The organism is Allobosea sp. 10L417, from assembly GCF_056395485.1.
The window spans coordinates 92070-109856 of record NZ_JBFTJP010000001.1 but is presented as its reverse complement, the minus strand read 5'-3'; the positions used below and the strand labels follow the sequence as shown (position 1 = coordinate 109856).

Below are 17787 nucleotides of genomic sequence, written 5' to 3'. Positions count from 1 at the left end.
GGGGCGCGACCCGAGAATCTCATGGACGCTGGTTTACGTCATGCTCGGGGCAAGCCTGAGCATGACGTCTGGTCCGGACGTTGAAACCGGCGCCGATGTCACTAGGTTGGCAGCCAGAGGAAACGCCGACCGGGAGACGCGCCAGACATGGCCGCCGCCAACTTCGATGCCGCGGCTGCGCGGATCACGATCTTTCGCGCTCTGCTGCAGACCATCGCCAGGCATGGCAAGGGCCGTATCGCGCTGGAGGACCCCGAGCGCCAGCCGATTACCTATGGGCGGCTCGTGCTCGGCGCGCTGGTATTGGGCCGCAAGCTTGCGGCGCTCACCTCCGAGCGCGAGCATGTCGGCGTTCTCCTGCCGAACATGCAGGGCATGGCGGTGACGCTGTTCGCTCTCTTCGCCTATGGCCGCGTGCCGGCGCTGCTCAATTTCACCGCCGGCGTCCGCAATCTGCGGGCAGCGGCGGAGGTCGCACAGCTCAAGACCATCGTCACCTCCCGGCGTTTCGTCGATCAGGGCAAGCTTGACGAGGAAGTTGCGGCCTTGAGCGAAGGGCGGCGCATCGTCTACCTCGAAGACGTCCGCAAGGAGATCACCAGCTTCGACAAGGCGCTGGGCGCATTGCAGAGCCTGCTGCCGGGCTTCGTCCACCGCTCCTACGAGGCCAAGCCGGACGAGGCCGCTGTCATCCTCTTCACCTCGGGGACGGAGGGCAAGCCGAAGGGCGTGGTGTTGAGCCATGCCAATATCGTCTCGAATGCGCGGCAGGTCTTTGCCCATGCCGCCGGTGCGATTTCCGAGCGGGACGTCTTCATGAACCCGCTGCCGGCCTTCCACTCCTTCGGGCTGACTGCCGGGGTGATGGTGCCGCTGCTGCACGGCATGAAGGTCGTGCTCTATCCGAGCCCGCTGCACTACAAGCAGGTGCCAAAGCTGATCGGCGACATGAAGGCGACCTTCCTGCTCGCCACAGATACGTTCCTTCAAGGATACGCCCGCGCTGCAGAAGCGAACGACCTTGGCAGCGTGCGCTACGTCGTCGCGGGGGCGGAGCGAGTCAAGGCCGAGACGAAGCGGATGTGGGAGCCCTACGGCACCACCATCCTCGAAGGCTATGGCTGCACCGAATGCTCGCCGGTGCTCGCCGTCAACACGCCGTCGGCCATGCGCGAAGGCACGGTCGGCCAGCTCCTGCCCGGAATCGATGCGAAACTGGAGCCTGTTGAGGGCATCCATGAGGGCGGGCGGCTCACCGTGCGCGGGCCGAACGTCATGGCCGGATATCTCGACCCGGCGCAGCCGGGCCGGGTCGTCCCACCGGAAGGCGGCTGGCACGATACCGGCGACATCGTCGTGATCGAGGACGGCTTCGTCGCGATTCGGGGCCGGGCCAAGCGCTTCGCCAAGCTCGGCGGCGAGATGGTTTCGCTCGCGGCGGTCGAGACCATGATCGCCAAGCTTTGGCCGGACCAGAACCATGTCGTCGTCGGACTGCCCGATCCCCGCAAGGGTGAGCAGCTCATTCTCGTCACCGAAAAGCCCGACGCAGACCGCGCGACGCTCCAGGAAGCGGCCAAGGCGCAGGGCTTCCCGGAGCTATGGGTACCGCGCGCAATCCTGGTGACGCCTTCGATCCCGGTGCTCGGCAACGGGAAGATCGACTATGGCGCAACCCGGGAGCTGGCCGCCTCGCGGCGCGCGCTGCTGTAAAGCCATAATTGCAATGTTGTTTCACCGCATGATGATTCCGGCCTCGATCCTCGCCACGCTGCGCGTCGCCGCGCTTGCGCCTGCCCTCACGCTCGCGAGCCCGGCCGAGCTGTCGGCGCAGAGCCCCGGAAATACCTATGTTCGGCGCGACGAATGCATCGCTGGCGGGCTGCTCAGCGCTGAGCAATGCGAGTTCGCCTATCGCAACGCCCGCGCCGAATTCGAGCAGCGGGCGCCGCGCTACGTCACGCGCTCTGCCTGCGAGCGCGCCCACAAGCGCTGCGGCGCGCAGGTCGTCTCGGCCGGCGGTTGGGAATCCTTCGGCAAGGGCGGCGCGACCTATGTGCCGCGTTTCGTCGGCGTCCGGGTGACAGGCGAGGGCGCGGCGAGGCGGGCCCTGCCCGTGGTGGAAGGCAGCGCCAAGGTCGCCTTCGTCGCGCGCCCGGTGACGGAGCTGCAGGACAAGGTCGCAGGCCGGCAGGGCGTGATCGGGCTGGCCAGCAGCGTCGGCCGCGGCGCGCATGGCCATGCCGCGCAGCCCGCCGGGACCTCTGTCAAACGCGGCGACCGCGACGACACGATGCGCGTTCCGATGGAGGAGAAGAGCATCGGCTCGAACGTGCCGCCGGGGCTCTATGTCGATCCCGACGGGGTCGAGTGGTACAAGCCGGCGCGGCCGCACTGAGCGGCTGCAGCGATCGCCCTGTGCGCAAGCGGCCGAAGTCTTGCGCGCACCGTGCCCGCCCGCGACATCGCCGTGCGTCCTTTCCGACGCAAAGCGGCAATGTAGCTCTTTGTTTAAGCACCGGATTTCTCCAAGAAGCGGGTTCCACTTTTCGGTCCGATGCTCTATCGCTGTCACGTCCGCGGACGTGGCGAAACTGGTAGACGCACGAGACTTAAAATCTTGCGCCTTCAAAGGCTTGCGGGTTCGAGTCCCGCCGTCCGCACCAAGCCGGCTCCGAGACGCTGCACTTGCGGCCCGGCTTAGGCGTTGGGCGGCGGCACCAGCCACTCGCGATATTTGGTGGCGAAATTCAGCGCGAGGCGATCGATCGGATCGGCCATGAAGGCCGCATCGAGCATCGTTCCGCCGATTCCCTGGCCGGCCAGCGCCATCGAGTGGAATTCGGGATAGCTCACGAGAACAGCACCGGTTTTGGCGTCGGTCACCGTGACATCGGCGACCAACTCATGGCCGCCGCCCACAACCACGCGCTGGATGGCCGAGGCGACGTAGAGCCGGCGCAGGTTGACGTCGATCTTCACGGGGCGCGGGCCGGTCAGGACCGGCTTCAACTGCTGCTCGAGCGCGGCGCTGATCTTCGCGGAAGCCAGCTTGGCGATGAAGGCGCGGGCTTCGGGCGTCTTGGAGAGTTCTTCGGATTCAGCGTCCGACCGCCCTTTGGATCTCGCATAGGCGCGGTCCCCGTCGCCCCACCACAGGGTCGCGGCGGAATCGGTCGCCACATGGATGCTGGCAAGTCTGAAGGTTTCGACGTCCCGCTGCGAGAGCGGATTTTGCATGGTGACGCAGCCGGCAAGAGCAAACGCCAAAAGGCCTAGGCATAGGATACGCTTAATCATGATCGCCCCCTTGGATCAGGAGCCGGCGTAGTGCGGCGATCGGGCGATTCGCCAGCCCGACGAATGGAGGAGGCGGAAGAGTTTCGGGATGTCGGCTTCGGCCGCCGCTCGCGGCGTTTTCGACGGCGGCCTCTTTCAGCCGGCTCGAACGATCACGCTCAGATTGTTGGCCGGCATTTCAACGATTTGCGGCGCGTTGAAGCCGTTGGCAGCCGCGAGCCCCTCCACCGCATCGAGATCGCGCAAGCCCCATTCCGGATCGCGTCTGCGCAGGCTTTCGTCGAAGGCTGCGTTGCTCGGTTCGAGCGGCAGGCCGGGACAGCGATAAGGGCCGTAGAGATAGAGCGGATGGCCGCTCCGCAGCAGACGGCCCGCCTGGCGAAACAGGCCCTCGGTCGCTCTCCAGGGCGAGATATGGATCATGTTGATGCAGAGGATCGCATCGGCTGCCTCGATCGGCCATTCCGACGCGCCGGCGTCGAGCATCAGCGGCGGCAGGATGTTGGAGAGGCCGGATTCCTGCGTCCACGCCGCGATGCTCGCCAGCGCATCGGGAGTGGGATCGCTCGGCTGGAACGTCAGGGCGGGCAAGGCCTTCGCGAAGTGGACGGCGTGTTCTCCCGAGCCGCTCGCGACCTCCAGCACGAGCCCGGAAGGGGGCAGCACCTGGCGCAGCACGTCGAGGATCGCGTCGCGGTTGCGCTGGGCGGACGGCGCCTGCAAGCGGCGGTCGGTGCCGGCCTGTTCGCCTTGTGTCGGCTGCCAGAAGCTCGGTCTCGTCATCATTCGCTCACGATTCTTTCGTCTGGCTTATCGCGTTCATGCAATGATCCGCTATAAGGGGCATAGAAGCGGGCTGCCAAATGTCGCAGCGCCGCAGCAAACGGATTGGTTTTGTTAACCGAAATCCTGATCGTCCTGGCGCTGACGATCGTGAATGGACTTCTCGCCATGTCCGAGCTCGCCGTCGTCTCGTCGCGGCCGGCTCGCCTCAAGGTCCTCAGCGACCAGGGCAACAAGGGCGCCGCGACCGCGATACGCCTGGCCGAAGACCCCGGCCGATTCCTCTCCACTGTCCAGATCGGCATCACGCTCGTCGGCGTGCTCTCTGGCGCCTTCTCCGGCGCCACGCTGGGCGCGCGCCTGTCGGAATGGCTGGGCACCCAGGGTTTTTCGCAATCGGTGTCGGATACGCTCGGCGTCGGCATCGTGGTCGTCGCGATCACCTATTTGTCGCTGATCCTCGGTGAATTGGTGCCGAAGCAGGTCGCGCTGCGGGACCCCGAGCGCATAGCGGCGCGCGTCGCTCCTGCGATGGCGTTGATGTCGAAGGTCGGCGCCCCGCTCGTCTTCCTGCTCGACGTTTCCGGCAAGTCGGTGCTCGCGCTGCTCGGCCAGAAGGGTGAGTCGGAAGAGAAGGTCACCGAAGAGGAGGTGCGCACCATCATTGCCGAGGCGGAGACCGCCGGCGTGCTGGAGCGCGACGAGCGCGAGATGATCGCGGGCGTCATGCGTCTTGCCGACCGCTCGGCGCGCGCGCTGATGACGCCGCGCCGCGAGGTCGAGGTCATCGACCTGTCGGATAGCGCCGAGGAACTCCGCCTGCAGCTGAAGGACACACGCCGCTCGCGCCTGCCGGTTCAGGATGGCGAGTCGGATTCGATCATCGGCGTCGTGCTGATGAAGGATCTGATCGATTTCCTCGCTACCGGGGACATCGAGGAACTGCGTAGGCATGTCCAGGACGCGCCGGTGGTGATGGACACCGCCGATTCCCTGCATGTGCTGCGCGAGATCCGCTCCAGCCGCGTGCATATGGCCGTGGTCTTCGACGAGTACGGCCATTTCGAGGGCATCATCACGCCTGGCGACGTGCTCGAGGCGATCATCGGCGCCTTCCAGGAAGAGGAAGAGGACGAGCCTGCCATCGTGACGCGCGCGGACGGCTCCTATCTCGTGGCCGGCTGGATGCAGGTCGACGAGTTCTCGCATGAGCTCGGCATCCCGATCCCGCGCGACGCCGACTTCCAGACGGTCGCCGGCTTCATCCTGGCCGAAATGAACCACCTGCCCAATGTCGGCGAGAGCTTCGACAAGGGGCATTGGCGCTTCGAGGTCGTCGACCTCGACGGCCGCCGCATCGACAAGATCCTGGTCAGCCGGATCGAGTGAGCCGCAACGGCTTTCGCTCGACAGAGAAGACGCCTTCGCCGGTCAGCTTGCGCAGCAAACTGACCGGCACGCGCTAGCGGCGCGGCTCGTCCGGCTCGATGATGCGATATTCCGCATCGATCACCTCGATCCGCTCGGCTCTCTGGGGCCCGCCCGCGAAGGGATAGGCACGGTCGAAACCGGCAGCCTTCATCTTTGCCTTGAGCCGCCAGACCGCGATCGCGCCGGCTACGGCGACGATCGGAATCAAGATCAGGGCGAGGCTCGCTGCGACCAGAAACAGGGCTATGCCGACGACGAAGCTCGCCGCCATGGCAAGCCATGCGGCCCAGCGCGGCATGGCGCGGGCGCGACCATTGAGCTGTTCGTACAGATTGACGCGGATCATCTCTCTTTCATCCCTCTCCGAACCAACAGATAGGGATGGAATGCGGCGATGGCGAGGTCAGTCAAATCGCCGCGCGTCCGACCGGACGCGGTAGCAGTGAACTATCTATTTGTTATCGCATCCGATTTTTCCGAAAAGTGGATTCCACTTTTCGGTCTGATGCTATATGTCGCGCCAGTCGTAGAGCCAGCCATAGCGGTTGCGCAGCCCATCCGGGCCCAGCCGTTTCAGCGCGAAATCCCGGGCCATGCTGAGCGGCCAGCCGAGATGATAGTTGCGGCCATTGCTGCGGCTTTCCTCCTGCACGCGTGCGGCGCGGCGGGCGCGGGCCTTTGCGTAAGCGGCGAAGGCGACCGGCACCCCGGCCGCGCCATCGCGCCCGAGCGTCTCGGCGAGGAGGCGCGCCAGCACGGCGGCGTCCTCGATGGCGAGCGAAGCGCCTTGTGCGAGGAAGGGCAGGACGGGGTGAGCGGCGTCGCCCATTAACGCGATCCGGCCCCTGGCCATGGCCGCGGGCTTGCGGTCGAACAGCGACCAGACCTGCCAGCCCTGCGCCTCGCCGGTGAGTTCGCGTAGCGCCGGCGCGGCGCCGGAGAGGTGCTCGGTGATGATGCTGGCGTCGCCGTCGCGCGACCAGCCCTCACGGGCTTCCTTGGCCTGGCGAACGACGACGATGTTGATCTCCTTGCCGCCGGCGACGGGGTAATGCACGGCATGCCGGCCGGGGCCGAGATGGAGCATCACGCGCGGCTTGTCGGCGGCGCGGGTCGGCACGACGGCGCGCCAGGCTTCATAGCCGGTGAAGACTGGCGGCGAGGCATCGCCGGTGAGGTCCCGCACGCGTGACCACAGCCCGTCGGCGCCGATCAGCCCGAGCGCGGAAATCGTCTCGCTGCTGCCGTTCTGCCCGCCGAGCCTGACCGCGACGCCGTTCTCGTCCTGGCTGACCTCTTGCACCCCGCGCCCGACCATCAGGCGGATGTTGGGCATGGCGCGCGCGGCGTCGAGCAGGATGGTGTGCAGGTCGTTGCGCCTGAGCATGCGGAACGGGGTCGGCATGCGCTCCGGGCTGGAGGGCATCTCCAGCAGTTGCGAGCCGTCCCGCCAGCGCCGGATTGTCAGCCCGTGTGAGGAGACGCTGACGCGCTTCAGCGGCAGGGCGAGGTCGAGCGCATCGAGCACGCGGCCGGAATTGGAGGTGATCTGGAGGCCGGCGCCCAGCTCGCCGAAACCGGTGCGCTTCTCGACGACGGTGGCGGCGATGCCGCGGCGGGCCAGCGACAGCGCCATGGTCAGCCCGCCGATGCCGGCGCCGGCGATGACGAAGTGAGGAGCAGACACAGGCGATGCCCTTGATCGATGGCGCCGGGAAGGGCGCGGGTGCCCCTCAGAACCCGCGCTTCAGCAGAACGGGCTTCAGGCCGCCTTGGCGGTGTCGTGCCAGGCGCATTCCGGCGGGGTGCATTCGGCGTCCTTCAGGGACGGCTCGTATTTGAACAGCGTCGAGCAATACGGGCAGATGATCTCGTTGTCCGAGCCCATGTCGAGGAAGACATGCGGATGGTCGAAGGGCGGCTTGGCGCCGATGCACATGAACTCGTGCGCGCCGACATGGACGACGGCGACGCCGGGGTCGTTGTGGAAATGCGGAATGCCGGTCGCGGCCATGGTCGTCGCTCTTCAGAAGCTGGATTTCGGGCGCAACCTATCCCGTCAGCCGGCGGGACGCCAGTGCGCGATTTGCATCAGCGCTCGCGCAGGCAGGCCTGGGCGAACTCACCAAGGCGGGCGCCTTCCTCCGGCGTGAGCAGATCGTCGAGGGTCTTTTGCCAGAGCTGTTCGCGCTTGAGCTTGTCGATGGTGCAGGCGCAGACCGCACGGCAGAGCTGTTCCGGCACGTCGGGCCCGCAGCTGCGCTGGCATTCGGCCCGGAAGGCGCGCTCGGCCGGCGGAGGGGGCGGGGCAACGAAGGTCACCAGCGTCAGGACGGCGATGAAGACCGGCTGATGGACGAGATAGACCAGCAGGCTGTGGCGGCCGCCCCAGGCGACGATGCGCGCCGGGAGCAAGCGAGGTTGCCAAGCGGCGAGTCGCGTACCGGACAGGCGTGGCAGCAGCAGGCGCGCCAGCACGATGCCGGTGAGCACGCAGCCGAACCAGGGGAAGACCGGCACGAAATCCGCCGTCTGGAGCGGCGCGTGCGAGAAGCCGAGCCAGGACAGCCAGGGCGCGTCGAGCAGCGGATGGGCGACGAAGCGCGGCAGCGCGAAGGCGAGCACCGCCGATAGCGCGACGGCGGCGACCGGCAGCCGCAGGAAGGGCAGCGCCAGCACGCTCGCGAGCGCGATGTGGTGGAGGATGCCGAAAAAGATGAAGTTGCCGGGGATCGCGAACCAGGTGCCGAGCGAAACCAGGGCGGCGGCCCCGGCGACCATGGCGAGGCGCTTCAGATAGGCAGGGCGGTTCAGGCCCTTGCGCGTCGCCAGAACCAGGCTGAAGCCGACGACGATCAGGAAGGAGCCGGCGATGCAGCGCGCGAATATCCGCCATCCGGGCTCGTCGACGACGTCGGTCTCGATCAACCCGAAGAAGGAGAGATCATAGGCGAAGTGGTAGACGAACATCGCCAGTAGCGCGACGCCGCGAGCGATGTCGACGAAAGCGAAACGCGGCGAATCCGTTGCCGCGGAGGCGGTTGGCGCGCTGGTGGCGGTCTGGCTCATGGCGATAGTTCATAAGCAAACCGCGCCGCGGCGGCTACCCAAAGCCGGGCCTGCATGGCAGGGATGGCAATAACCTGTTTCGTCATCCCGCCTCGTTCCGAGATCCGCATGCAGAGCTTTTCCTCCGACGGCGTGAAGATCGCTTTCATCGATCTGGCTCCCACCGGCGACACGCCGCAGCACCGGACCGTGGTGCTCGTCCACGGCTTCGCATCGTCCTACATGACCAACTGGGTCAACACGCAGTGGACGAAGACGCTGACCCATGCCGGCTACCGGGTCGTCGCGCTCGACGATCGCGGTCACGGCCAGAGCGAGAAGCTCTATGACCCCGCCGCCTACTCGTCGCACATCATGGCGGAGGATGTGCGACTCCTGATGGACCATCTCGACATCCCGCGGGCGGCGGTGATGGGCTATTCGATGGGGGCGCGCATCTCGGCGCATCTGGCCCTGGCGCATCCGCGCCGGCTCGACGCGCTGCTGCTCGGCGGGCTCGGTATCCATCTCGTCGAGGGGGTGGGGCTGCCGCTCGGCATCGCCGATGCGATGGAAGCGCCCTCGCTCGAGGTGCTGACCGATCCGATGCAGCGCATGTTCCGCGCCTTCGCCGAGCAGACCAAGAGCGACCTCAGGGCGCTCGCCGCCTGCATCCGCGGCTCACGCCAGACGCTGACCGCCGAGCAGGTGGGGCAGATCGCGATGCCGACTTTGATCAGCGTCGGCACGAAGGACGACGTCTCCGGCTCCGGCCCGGAACTCGCGAAGCTCATTCCAGATGCGGAATCGTTCGACATCGTCGGGCGAGACCACAATCTCGCGGTCGGCGACAAGAGCCACAAGCAGGCCGTCCTCGACTTTCTCGCGCGTTTGTGAGAACGTCCCGGGTAAATAGAGGCAATCTGGAAAAGCGGGCGACGCCAATGTGTTGTGGACGTTCCCTGAAAAACTGAATCCGCTGCCTCGCTTTTTGATTCAATCTTGGTCGGCTTGAGCCTTTGGTACGGACGCCAGCTTGTGGCTAGGCTGTCCTCCTGCTGACGACCCTTTCCGGAGAATGATCATGCCGTCGGGGCGCTCTGCCGTGGAAGCACGCGATCTCACAACCGGCCTCAACCGGCTCGACCCTGTCTGGTCTCGCCTGCGTGGCGAGGCCGAGGCGGCCGTTGCCGCCGAGCCGGCGCTGGGCACGCTCATCGTCGCCTCGATTCTCAACCAGCCCTCGTTCGAATGCGCGGTCGCCCATCGCGTTGCGGCCCGGCTCGGCCATCCGGCCGTGACGGCCGATTTGATCGAGCAGGGCTTCGCCGAGGCGATGGCGGACGACGAGAGCATCGGTGCCGGCATGCGCGCCGATGTGATGGCGGTGCTCGACCGAGACCCGGCGTGCTACCGGGTGCTGGAACCGGTGCTGTTCTTCAAGGGCTTCCATGCGCTACAGTGCCACCGCCTGGCGCATTGGCTCTGGCAGCGCGAGCGGCGCGACTTCGCGCTCTATCTGCAGGCGCGCTCCTCGGAGGTTTTCCAGACGGACATCAACCCGGCCGCGAAGATCGGCAAGGGCGTGTTCCTCGACCATGCCACCGGCCTCGTCGTCGGCGAGACGGCGGTGATCGAGGACGATGTCTCGCTGCTGCACGGCGTCACGCTCGGCGGCACCGGCAAGCAGGGCGGCGATCGCCATCCCAAGATCCGCAAGGGCGTGCTGATCGGCGCGGGCGCGAAGATCCTCGGCAATATCGAGGTCGGCCGGTGCAGCCGCGTCGCGGCGGGCTCCGTCGTGCTGGCGGCCGTGCCGCGCAACAAGACCGTGGCGGGCGTGCCGGCCAAGGTTGTCGGCGAAGCCGGCTGCGCCGAGCCTTCGCGCTCGATGGACCAGACCCTTGAAGGCGATTGCGGGTCTTATATCTGATCTGGCTTCTGCGCCGAGCCCGCGAGCCAATCCATGATCTCGACCCGGCGCGCATGGGCACCGGGACCGATGGCCGGTGTCAGCGTAAGCCTGTCCATGGTCGGCATCGCCCGCGGGAAGGGCGCCGCGAGGCGGCCGCTCGCCAGATGGGGTGCGACGAGGCTCACCCGGCCCATAAGCACGCCCGAACCCGACAGGCAGGCATCCAGTGCCAAGCTGTAGAGCGAGAAGGCCGGGCCGCGACCGGTATCGATCAGGGCCTCCGGAAGGGCGGAGGCGAGCCAGCGCGCCCAGTCGCCGCGCCACACGGCGTCGTGCAGCAATGTCTGCCGGGCCAGATCGGCCGCGGATTTGATCTGGGCGGCCAGCGTCGGGGCGCAGACGGGCAGGATTGCGTCATCGCCCAACTGAAGCGCGCCCGGCTCCGTCAACTCACAGTAGAACAATGCGAGGTCGTAAGGCTCGCGCCGCGGATCGGGCGGCTCCTCCATCGCCGACAGCGAGATCTGCAGATCGGGGAAGGCCTGCTGCAGCGCCGGCAGCCGCGGTGAGAGCCAGAGCTGGGCGAGACAGGGCAGGGCTGCGATAGCCAGCGGGCGGTGCGGCTCGGCTTCGCGCAGCGTTTGCACGGCCTGGCCGAGCATGTCGAAGCCGCGCGTCAACCGCGGCAGGGCCTCGCGCGCCGCGTCCGTGAGGGCGACGCCCTGTGCCAGCCGGCGGAAGACCGGGAAACCGAGCGTCGCTTCGAGCTGCCGGATCTGCTGGGTCACGGCACCGGCGGTGACGGCGAGTTCGTCCGCCGCCCTGGTGAAGCTCTCGAGCCGCGCCGCCGCCTCGAAGGCGCGCAAGGCGTTGAGCGAGGGCAGGCGGGGGCGGGGCGGCTTGACGGGCACGACGGACATCCGGTTCGAGGTTGAGATTTTCTCAGCCTGCGAGCGAGAAATACTCGTTTGCGCGCGGCGCGGCAAACCGCTGTTATGCCGGGAACCAGCGAGGACGGAGGGACCGGCATGACGGCACTGGGCAAGCGCGATTGGGTGCCGCAGGCGAGCGAGGATTATGTGCTGAGGATCGCAGGCGAGACGGCAAGCCAGCCGCTCGACGCGATCGCGGCGCGGATCGATGCGCTCGCGGCGGAGAACCGCGCGATCCATGAGCGCGACTGCGTCAACCTGAACCCCGCCACCAACGTCATGAATCCGAAGGCCGAGGCGCTGCTGTCGGCCGGGATCGGCGCGCGGCCCTCGCTCGGCTATCCCGGCGACAAATACGAGATGGGGCTGGAGGCGATCGAGCAGATCGAGATCATCGCGGCCGAGCTCGCAGCCGAGGTCTTCGGCGCCAAATATGCCGAGATCCGCGTACCCTCCGGTGCGATCGCCAATCTCTACGCCTTCATGCTCGCGGCGAGGGCCGGCGACTGCATCATTGCGCCGCCGGGCGAGATCGGAGGCCATGTCACTCATCACGGCGCCGGCGCCGCCGGGCTCTACGGCATCGTCACGCATCCGGCGCCGATCGACCCGGTCAACTACACCGTCGATGTCGAGAAGCTGCGGGCACACGCACTCAGGCTCCGTCCGAAGCTGATCTCGATCGGCGGCAGCCTCAACCTCTTCCCGCATCCGATCCGCGAGATCCGCGCCATCGCCGACGAGGTCGGCGCGCTCGTCCTGTTCGATGCGGCCCATATGTCCGGCATGATCGCCGGCCATGGCTGGCAGCAGCCACTGGAGGAAGGCGCCCATCTGATGACGATGAGCACTTATAAGAGCCTCGGCGGACCGCCTTCCGGGCTGATCCTCACCAATGATGCGGAGATCGCCAAACGGCTCGACGCCATCGCCTATCCCGGCCTCACCGCCAATTTCGATGCGGCGAAATCGGCATCGCTCGCGGTTTCCCTGCTCGACTGGAAGGCGCATGGCCGCGCCTATGCGCAGGAAATGGCCAAGACGGCTAAAGCGCTGGCCGAGGCGCTCTCGGAGCGCCAGGTGCCGGTCTTCGCGCGCGACAGGGGCATGACGACCTCGCATCAGTTCGCGATCGAGGCGGCGCCTTATGGCGGCGGCCAGGCGGCGGCGAAGCAGCTGCGCGCGGTCAACATCCTGTCCTGCGGCATCGGCCTGCCGCTGCCGGCGGTGGAGGGGGACGTCAACGGACTCAGGCTCGGCACGCCGGAGATCGTGCGCTTCGGCATGACCGCGGCGGATATGCCGGAGCTGGCGGGCTATATCGCCGAAGGGCTCAACGGTTCGCGTTCGGCAGCTGCGGTGGCCAGGGACGTGACCGCGTTCCGCGGGCGATTCCGGGAACTGCATTTCATGCGCTAGATCGCCGTGCGTCCTTTCGGACGCAAAGTGGCGACTATCTCTTTGCCGTAGCATCGGATCGGACCGAAAAGTGGAATCCACTTTTGGGGCCAATGCTCTAAGATGGGCTCCGGAGGCGGGAGCTCATGCGCATCGACATCAGGCTCGAGCGGCCGGGCGACGAGGCCGAGATCGCGGAGGTCACCACGGCAGCCTTTGCCAAGGCGCCGCACAGCAGCGGCACGGAGGCGGCAATCGTCTCCGGCCTGCGCGGGGCCGGGGCGCTGAGCCTGTCGCTCGTCGCCATCGAGGGCGGCGGCGTCATCGGCCATGTCGCGTTCTCGCCGATCGAGATCGCGGAAGCCATGGGCGCCTGGCACGGGCTAGGGCCGGTTTCGGTCTCGCCCCTCCGGCAGCGTCACGGGATCGGCGGAGCGCTGATCGAGGAAGGGCTTGCCCAGTTGCGCGCGAGCGGCGCGGCCGGCGTCGTGGTGCTCGGCGATCCGGCGTTCTACTCCCGCTTCGGTTTTGCGAGCGATGGCGGGCTGCGGTTCGGCGATGTCCCCCCATCCCAGCTGCAATGGCTGTCCTTCAAGGCGGTGACGCCACGCGGCGAGGTGCGATACCACCCAGCCTTCGGCTGAGGGCTGGATCGCCTCGCTCATTATTTATCGCATCGGATTTTTCCGAACGGGGTGCCGCCTTTCGGTCCGATGCCGCGACCGTCAGGAATCGCCGGCCGGCGCGAAGAAGCAGAGCAACTCACCCGCATCGTTGATGCAGAGATGCCAATGCCCGTCTGGCGACGGCGTTGCCTTGTCATAGGGGATTTCGAGCCTCAGGGTGGTGCGGCGCTCCTTCGGCCACATCGGATGCTCGCCGGGCCGGACTATCACGACGAAGCCGCCATGGACTTCTCGCACGGCTTCAGGCTCGAGCGGCGCGCAGTCGGCGCCGGAGCAGCAGTAGAACGGGTAGTCCCAGCGGCTTGGCGCCTGATGAGAGTGAGCGCACGTCGCTCCCACGGCAAGCAAAGCCGCCACGGCGAATGAAGCGATCACACGCATCGGCCGGCCCTCGCAATTAAAATGCGGCGCAAAGGCGGCGAATGCGTGGCGGGTGGCGCGGCGAAGTGCTTTATCGCCGAGGCGTGGCTGCCCCCGTCCGCGGGACGCACGCCGGGAGGGTGGGGGCGCTGTCAGGCGCCGCCGGCTGCTCCATAGCGCGCCAGCATCTCGTCGCCCATCTCCTCCTCGCCGACGAGGCGGCCGCCGCCGAGGCGCACCGATACCACCGCGCCCGTTTCATTACGCTGCAGTTCCGCCGTTTCGCCGGGGCTGCTGAAGCCGGAGGCGTGGGTGATGCGCCCAAGGTCGGACCCTTCCAGCGTGATCTCGGCAGCGTCGAGGAAGGGCGTGAGAAGGGCCGGTGCGGCCACCAGCACCTGCTTGGCGACCGGAACAAGGTCATTCGCGCCCCAGATCGTCCACCAGCGGCCGGTCCAATCCCGCATTTCTGGCGATGGTGCGCCGCGCTCGGCGAAGGTCCTGAGGATATGGACGACGCCATCGAGCCAGGGATGCGCCAGCCCGTCGATGGCATTGGTCAGGACTGCGACGGTGAGGTCCTGCTCCGGGAAGACGCAGGTGCGCGTGATGAAGCCCTGGAATCCGCCGGAATGGCCGAACCAGCGCCAGCTGCCTTCGCCGCCGGAGATGGTGCCGAGGCCGTAATGGCGCCCCAGGCTCGACTCGTCGTCCGGCCAGAGGCGCCGCGTCATCTCGCGGCGGCTGAGGGCCGAGAGGATGCTCGTCTCGGCCTTCGGCGAGAGCTGCGCGAAATAGCGCGCGACATCCGCGGCCGTGGCGACGAAGCCCGCGGCCGAGGTCATGGCGTGGCCGGGATTGTCCGCGGGGATGACGACCCGCTGGCCGAGTGGCTGCCTGCCGCTATGGCCCCTTGCCATCGGGCGGTGCCCCCAGAGATCGATATCGGCCTTGGTTTCGAGCAGCCCGGCCTTGGCGACGACCTCGTCGGTGATCCATTCGCTGTAGCTGAGACCGGTCACCGCCTCGATGACGAGGCCGAGCAGTGCGAAGCCGTGATTGGAGTATTTGAAGCGCTGTGAGCCGGGATAGACCGGCGCCACGGCAAGGTCGGCGAGCAATTCCGCCTTGCTGCAATAGGGCTTGCGATCGAGGAACTGGCCGTTGTCCGGCCCGTCGCGGGTCAGGCCGGCGCTGTTGGAGAGCACCTGTTCGACGGTGACGTCGGCGATCGCGGGATGGAGCCCGTCGACGAAGCGGCCGACCTTGTCGTCGAGCCGTAGCCGGCCTTCCTCGACCAGGCGCAGGATGCCGGCCGAGGTGAAGCTCTTGGAGTGGGAGGCGATGCGGAAGCCGTGCCGCGACGTCAGCACCTCGCCGGTTGCGAGGTCCGCGCTGCCGAAGGCGGCTTCGAGCACGATATCGGTGCCATTCGCGATCGCGAAGGCGCAGCCGGGCTGGTCATGGTAACAGCGCTGGAATTCGAGCCAGCTCGCGACATAGGCGAGGGCGGGGGCAAGCCATGGCTTCATCGATTGGCATCCGTCACCAGTGCAACAGATCGCCAGCATCGCACGATTCCGCTGGCGGCCGGCAAGCCGTGGAGATGTGGGGCGGCCATGTGCGCGGCGGCTGCTTTCGCTTGCCCTTCACGGCCTGTCGTGGCATCGCTCCCGGCCAATCGAAAGGACCCGATCGTGGACAAGACAGAACTCGCCAAACTCGAGGCTTATCTGCGCCGCACCTTCAACAACCACGCGATCAGCGTGCGCGCCCGCATGAAGAAGACCGACTCGGCCGAGGTCTATCTGGGCGAGGAGTTCATCGGCATCATCCATGTCGATGACGAGGACGGCGACCGCTCCTTCAACTTCACCATGGCGATCCTCGACGTCGACCTGGAAGACTGAGAGCGCGTCGCGCTATCTGATCAGGCCGTCGAGCGTCCGCCGCACACCGCCGAGCATCACCGCCCAGTCGGCGATGATGCTGCGCGGGAAGCGGATGTTCACATCCATGCCGCGATGCTGGAAGGTGATGCGGCAGGGTTCGTCGAGATGGGCGGCGGTCTCGATCGGACAGCGGGCGGCGAAGCCTTTCCCGTCGGGAACCGAGACATAGAACTCGTCGCCCTCATAGGGCGAGCCCTTGCGGAAGCTGCGCACCACGAGCCCGCCGGGATTCGACCAGACGGTCGGCGTCAGGAAGCGGGCATAGGTCGCAAGCTGGCGCGCCGGCTCATTGACCTTGTCGGGCGGGCTCAGCGTGACCAGCAAGCGTCTTCTGTTCTGCGGCTGCGCCGGGCCGAGATTCGGCCAGTCTAGCCGCAGCCGGACCATGCCGACGAGACGGCTGGTGTCGTCGTCCTCGTCGAGGCCGGTCAGATCCTTCGGAATCAGCAGGGCCAGGTTGCCGACGCGGGCCGGTTGGAGCGCGGCGGGCTCCTCGGGGCGGCGATGGGTCAGATAGAGCCCCAGCCCCGTCGCCATCGCGCCCGCGAGCATGATCAGCAGCACGGCCTTGAGCAGGGCGCTGTCCGCTCGCGGCAAGAGCACGGGCGGCCGCTGCAGGCGCGTGCGCACCATCGAGGTGAGATGGGCGGCCTGCTGGCCGGGCCGGTGATGGGACAGGGACGCGGTCATTCCGGATACTCTTCGCCCGATCTCCCGGATCGGCTCGGCATCACTGAATCACCGCCGGCTTAACGGCGCGTAAACCATAACCGGGGCGCTATCGTTAACCATTGGTAAAGACTTGTCTTCACAGTCCGTAAACCATGCGGCAGGCTCTCGCGCGTCGTTCCGGGGAAGAGCCGCGCTCGTGACCATCCAGCCTGCCGCGCTCGAAGCGCTCCAGTCGCTTTTGATCGGCTTCGCGTTCGCGGGGCTGCTGGCCAGTGCGTTCGAGCTGTTCACCGCGCAGCGTGCCGATTTCAAACTGCTCGAGATGGGAGGGCTCGCCGCCGTCGCTAGCGTGCCGGTCGTGGTCTTCAGCGCGCCCTTCCTGATCCTGCGCAATACCGTGCGCGGCCGGCAGATCGAGGGCCGGCCCTTCATGTTCGTGATGCTGGCCAGCATGACGGCGGCGGTCTGGGGCATGGCGTCTGGCCGCGTGGTGCTCGATCTCCTGCACATGCTCGGCGCTTGACGGCGAGGGGCGCCTGCAAAACGCGGGTGGCCGGTCGCATCGGACCCAAAGGCGGAATGCGCTTTTCGAAAAATCCGATGTAATAACCATTGCACAGATCGTCGTTGCCGCGTCCGCCAGGCCGCGCCGCGATCCGAGAGGATATCGCTCATGCCGCTCTACGCGCTTGATGGAACAAGACCGGACGTGCCGGGCGAGGGTGCCTGGTGGCTGGCGCCCGATGCTCACGTGATCGGACGCGTAAGGCTCGCCGGTGACGTCGGGATCTGGTTCGGCGCCGTGCTGCGCGGCGACAATGAATGGATCACGATCGGCCAGGGCAGCAACATCCAGGAAGGCTGCGTGCTGCACACCGATATGGGCTTTCCGCTGACCGTGGGAGCCAATTGCACGATTGGCCATCGCGCCATCCTGCATGGCTGCACGATCGGCGAGAACAGCCTCGTGGGCATGGGCGCGACCGTGCTGAACGGGGCGAAGATCGGCCGCAATTGCCTGGTCGGCGCCAATGCACTGGTGACCGAGGGCAAGGAATTTCCCGATAATTCGCTCATCGTCGGCGCGCCGGCGCGGGCGGTGCGGACGCTGGACGACAAGGCGGCGGCCGGGATCACCGCTTCGGCGCAGGCTTATGTGCGGCGCTGGCAGCAATTCGCAGCAGGGCTCGAAAGGCTGGATTGACGCGCGCCGGGCGCTCGTCACGACGTCACGGCTCGTCCTCGAAAAGAAGCGGGCCGGCCTTCCGGGGAGGAAAGCCGGCCCTGGCGAAACCCGATCCTTGGGGACG

Annotated in this window: 20 protein-coding genes and 1 tRNA gene; 11 read left to right on the top strand and 10 right to left on the bottom strand. The window is 67.0% G+C overall.

Translation table 11 applies throughout. The annotated features are described in order from the left end of the window. Positions 1-147 precede the first annotated feature (147 nt). The 3 genes from AC1DE3_RS00555 to AC1DE3_RS00545 all read left to right on the top strand — a co-directional run bounded on the left by AC1DE3_RS00555 (position 148) and on the right by AC1DE3_RS00545 (position 2666). Positions 148-1713: an AMP-binding protein gene (locus tag AC1DE3_RS00555; RefSeq protein ID WP_476779258.1), complete on the top strand. Its 1566-nt coding sequence runs from the start codon at positions 148-150 to the stop codon at positions 1711-1713. Positions 1714-1741: 28 nt separating this feature from the next. Then, positions 1742-2398, top strand: a complete 657-nt coding sequence (locus AC1DE3_RS00550) for a DUF1190 domain-containing protein (protein WP_476779259.1) — start codon at positions 1742-1744, stop codon at positions 2396-2398. Between the two features lie 181 nt (positions 2399-2579). Beyond that, positions 2580-2666, top strand: a tRNA-Leu gene (locus tag AC1DE3_RS00545). A gap of 34 nt (positions 2667-2700) precedes the next feature. Here the strand turns inward: AC1DE3_RS00545 and AC1DE3_RS00540 are convergent. Next, positions 2701-3300, bottom strand: coding sequence for a DUF6778 family protein (locus tag AC1DE3_RS00540; protein WP_476851897.1), 600 nt, complete (start codon positions 3298-3300; stop codon positions 2701-2703). A 135-nt stretch (positions 3301-3435) separates the two neighbouring features. Continuing rightward, positions 3436-4083, bottom strand: a complete 648-nt coding sequence (locus AC1DE3_RS00535) for a DUF938 domain-containing protein (RefSeq protein WP_476779261.1) — start codon at positions 4081-4083, stop codon at positions 3436-3438. A 126-nt stretch (positions 4084-4209) separates the two neighbouring features. Here AC1DE3_RS00535 and AC1DE3_RS00530 point away from each other — a divergent pair, with 126 nt between their 5' ends. Further along, positions 4210-5472 carry a hemolysin family protein gene (locus tag AC1DE3_RS00530; RefSeq protein WP_441513084.1) on the top strand — a complete coding sequence of 421 codons (1263 nt, stop codon included), beginning with the start codon at positions 4210-4212 and terminating at the stop codon, positions 5470-5472. Positions 5473-5545: 73 nt separating this feature from the next. Here the strand turns inward: AC1DE3_RS00530 and AC1DE3_RS00525 are convergent, their stop codons facing one another. From AC1DE3_RS00525 to AC1DE3_RS00510, 4 genes are all read right to left on the bottom strand, one after another. Further along, positions 5546-5860, bottom strand: coding sequence for a hypothetical protein (locus AC1DE3_RS00525; RefSeq protein ID WP_476779262.1), 315 nt, complete (start codon positions 5858-5860; stop codon positions 5546-5548). 162 nt (positions 5861-6022) lie between these two features. Continuing rightward, entirely contained in the window at positions 6023-7201 is a 1179-nt protein-coding gene (locus AC1DE3_RS00520) for an FAD-dependent monooxygenase (RefSeq protein WP_476779263.1), read from the bottom strand. Positions 7202-7276: 75 nt separating this feature from the next. Then, positions 7277-7528 (bottom strand): zinc-finger domain-containing protein, encoded by a 252-nt coding sequence (locus tag AC1DE3_RS00515; protein ID WP_476779264.1) that lies wholly within the window; start codon positions 7526-7528, stop codon positions 7277-7279. Positions 7529-7605: 77 nt separating this feature from the next. Then, positions 7606-8583: a heparan-alpha-glucosaminide N-acetyltransferase gene (locus tag AC1DE3_RS00510; protein ID WP_476779265.1), complete on the bottom strand. Its 978-nt coding sequence runs from the start codon at positions 8581-8583 to the stop codon at positions 7606-7608. A gap of 108 nt (positions 8584-8691) precedes the next feature. Here AC1DE3_RS00510 and AC1DE3_RS00505 point away from each other — a divergent pair, with 108 nt between their 5' ends. Both AC1DE3_RS00505 and cysE read left to right on the top strand, forming a co-directional pair. Then, positions 8692-9459, top strand: a complete 768-nt coding sequence (locus tag AC1DE3_RS00505; protein ID WP_476851896.1) for an alpha/beta fold hydrolase — start codon at positions 8692-8694, stop codon at positions 9457-9459. A 187-nt stretch (positions 9460-9646) separates the two neighbouring features. Beyond that, entirely contained in the window at positions 9647-10495 is an 849-nt protein-coding gene (cysE, locus tag AC1DE3_RS00500; RefSeq protein ID WP_476779267.1) for a serine O-acetyltransferase, read from the top strand. Here the strand turns inward: cysE and AC1DE3_RS00495 are convergent. Beyond that, complete coding sequence (locus AC1DE3_RS00495) at positions 10486-11388, bottom strand: LysR substrate-binding domain-containing protein (protein ID WP_476779268.1); 903 nt, start codon at positions 11386-11388, stop codon at positions 10486-10488. The two genes, cysE and AC1DE3_RS00495, sit on opposite strands and share 10 nt — an antisense overlap. Before the next feature lie 117 nt (positions 11389-11505). Between AC1DE3_RS00495 and AC1DE3_RS00490 the strand changes: the two genes are divergently transcribed. Together AC1DE3_RS00490 and AC1DE3_RS00485 are read left to right on the top strand one after the other, a co-directional pair. Then, positions 11506-12828: an aminotransferase class I/II-fold pyridoxal phosphate-dependent enzyme gene (locus AC1DE3_RS00490; RefSeq protein WP_476779269.1), complete on the top strand. Its 1323-nt coding sequence runs from the start codon at positions 11506-11508 to the stop codon at positions 12826-12828. A 125-nt stretch (positions 12829-12953) separates the two neighbouring features. Next, positions 12954-13451, top strand: a complete 498-nt coding sequence (locus AC1DE3_RS00485) for a GNAT family N-acetyltransferase (protein WP_476779270.1) — start codon at positions 12954-12956, stop codon at positions 13449-13451. Between the two features lie 81 nt (positions 13452-13532). Here AC1DE3_RS00485 and AC1DE3_RS00480 read toward each other — a convergent pair whose 3' ends face one another. Further along, complete coding sequence (locus AC1DE3_RS00480; protein ID WP_441512937.1) at positions 13533-13874, bottom strand: hypothetical protein; 342 nt, start codon at positions 13872-13874, stop codon at positions 13533-13535. A 131-nt stretch (positions 13875-14005) separates the two neighbouring features. Beyond that, positions 14006-15385 (bottom strand): serine hydrolase domain-containing protein, encoded by a 1380-nt coding sequence (locus AC1DE3_RS00475; RefSeq protein ID WP_476779271.1) that lies wholly within the window; start codon positions 15383-15385, stop codon positions 14006-14008. Between the two features lie 165 nt (positions 15386-15550). Between AC1DE3_RS00475 and AC1DE3_RS00470 the strand changes: the two genes are divergently transcribed. Next, positions 15551-15763, top strand: a complete 213-nt coding sequence (locus AC1DE3_RS00470) for a DUF3126 family protein (protein WP_441512935.1) — start codon at positions 15551-15553, stop codon at positions 15761-15763. Between the two features lie 12 nt (positions 15764-15775). Here the strand turns inward: AC1DE3_RS00470 and AC1DE3_RS00465 are convergent, their stop codons facing one another. Next, positions 15776-16495 carry a hypothetical protein gene (locus AC1DE3_RS00465; RefSeq protein WP_476779272.1) on the bottom strand — a complete coding sequence of 240 codons (720 nt, stop codon included), beginning with the start codon at positions 16493-16495 and terminating at the stop codon, positions 15776-15778. A gap of 178 nt (positions 16496-16673) precedes the next feature. Between AC1DE3_RS00465 and AC1DE3_RS00460 the strand changes: the two genes are divergently transcribed. Further along, a complete protein-coding gene (locus tag AC1DE3_RS00460) occupies positions 16674-17000 on the top strand; it encodes a DUF6949 family protein (protein WP_476779273.1) in 327 nt (108 codons plus the stop codon). Positions 17001-17150: 150 nt separating this feature from the next. Beyond that, complete coding sequence (locus AC1DE3_RS00455) at positions 17151-17681, top strand: gamma carbonic anhydrase family protein (RefSeq protein WP_441512932.1); 531 nt, start codon at positions 17151-17153, stop codon at positions 17679-17681. Positions 17682-17787: the final 106 nt, after the last annotated feature.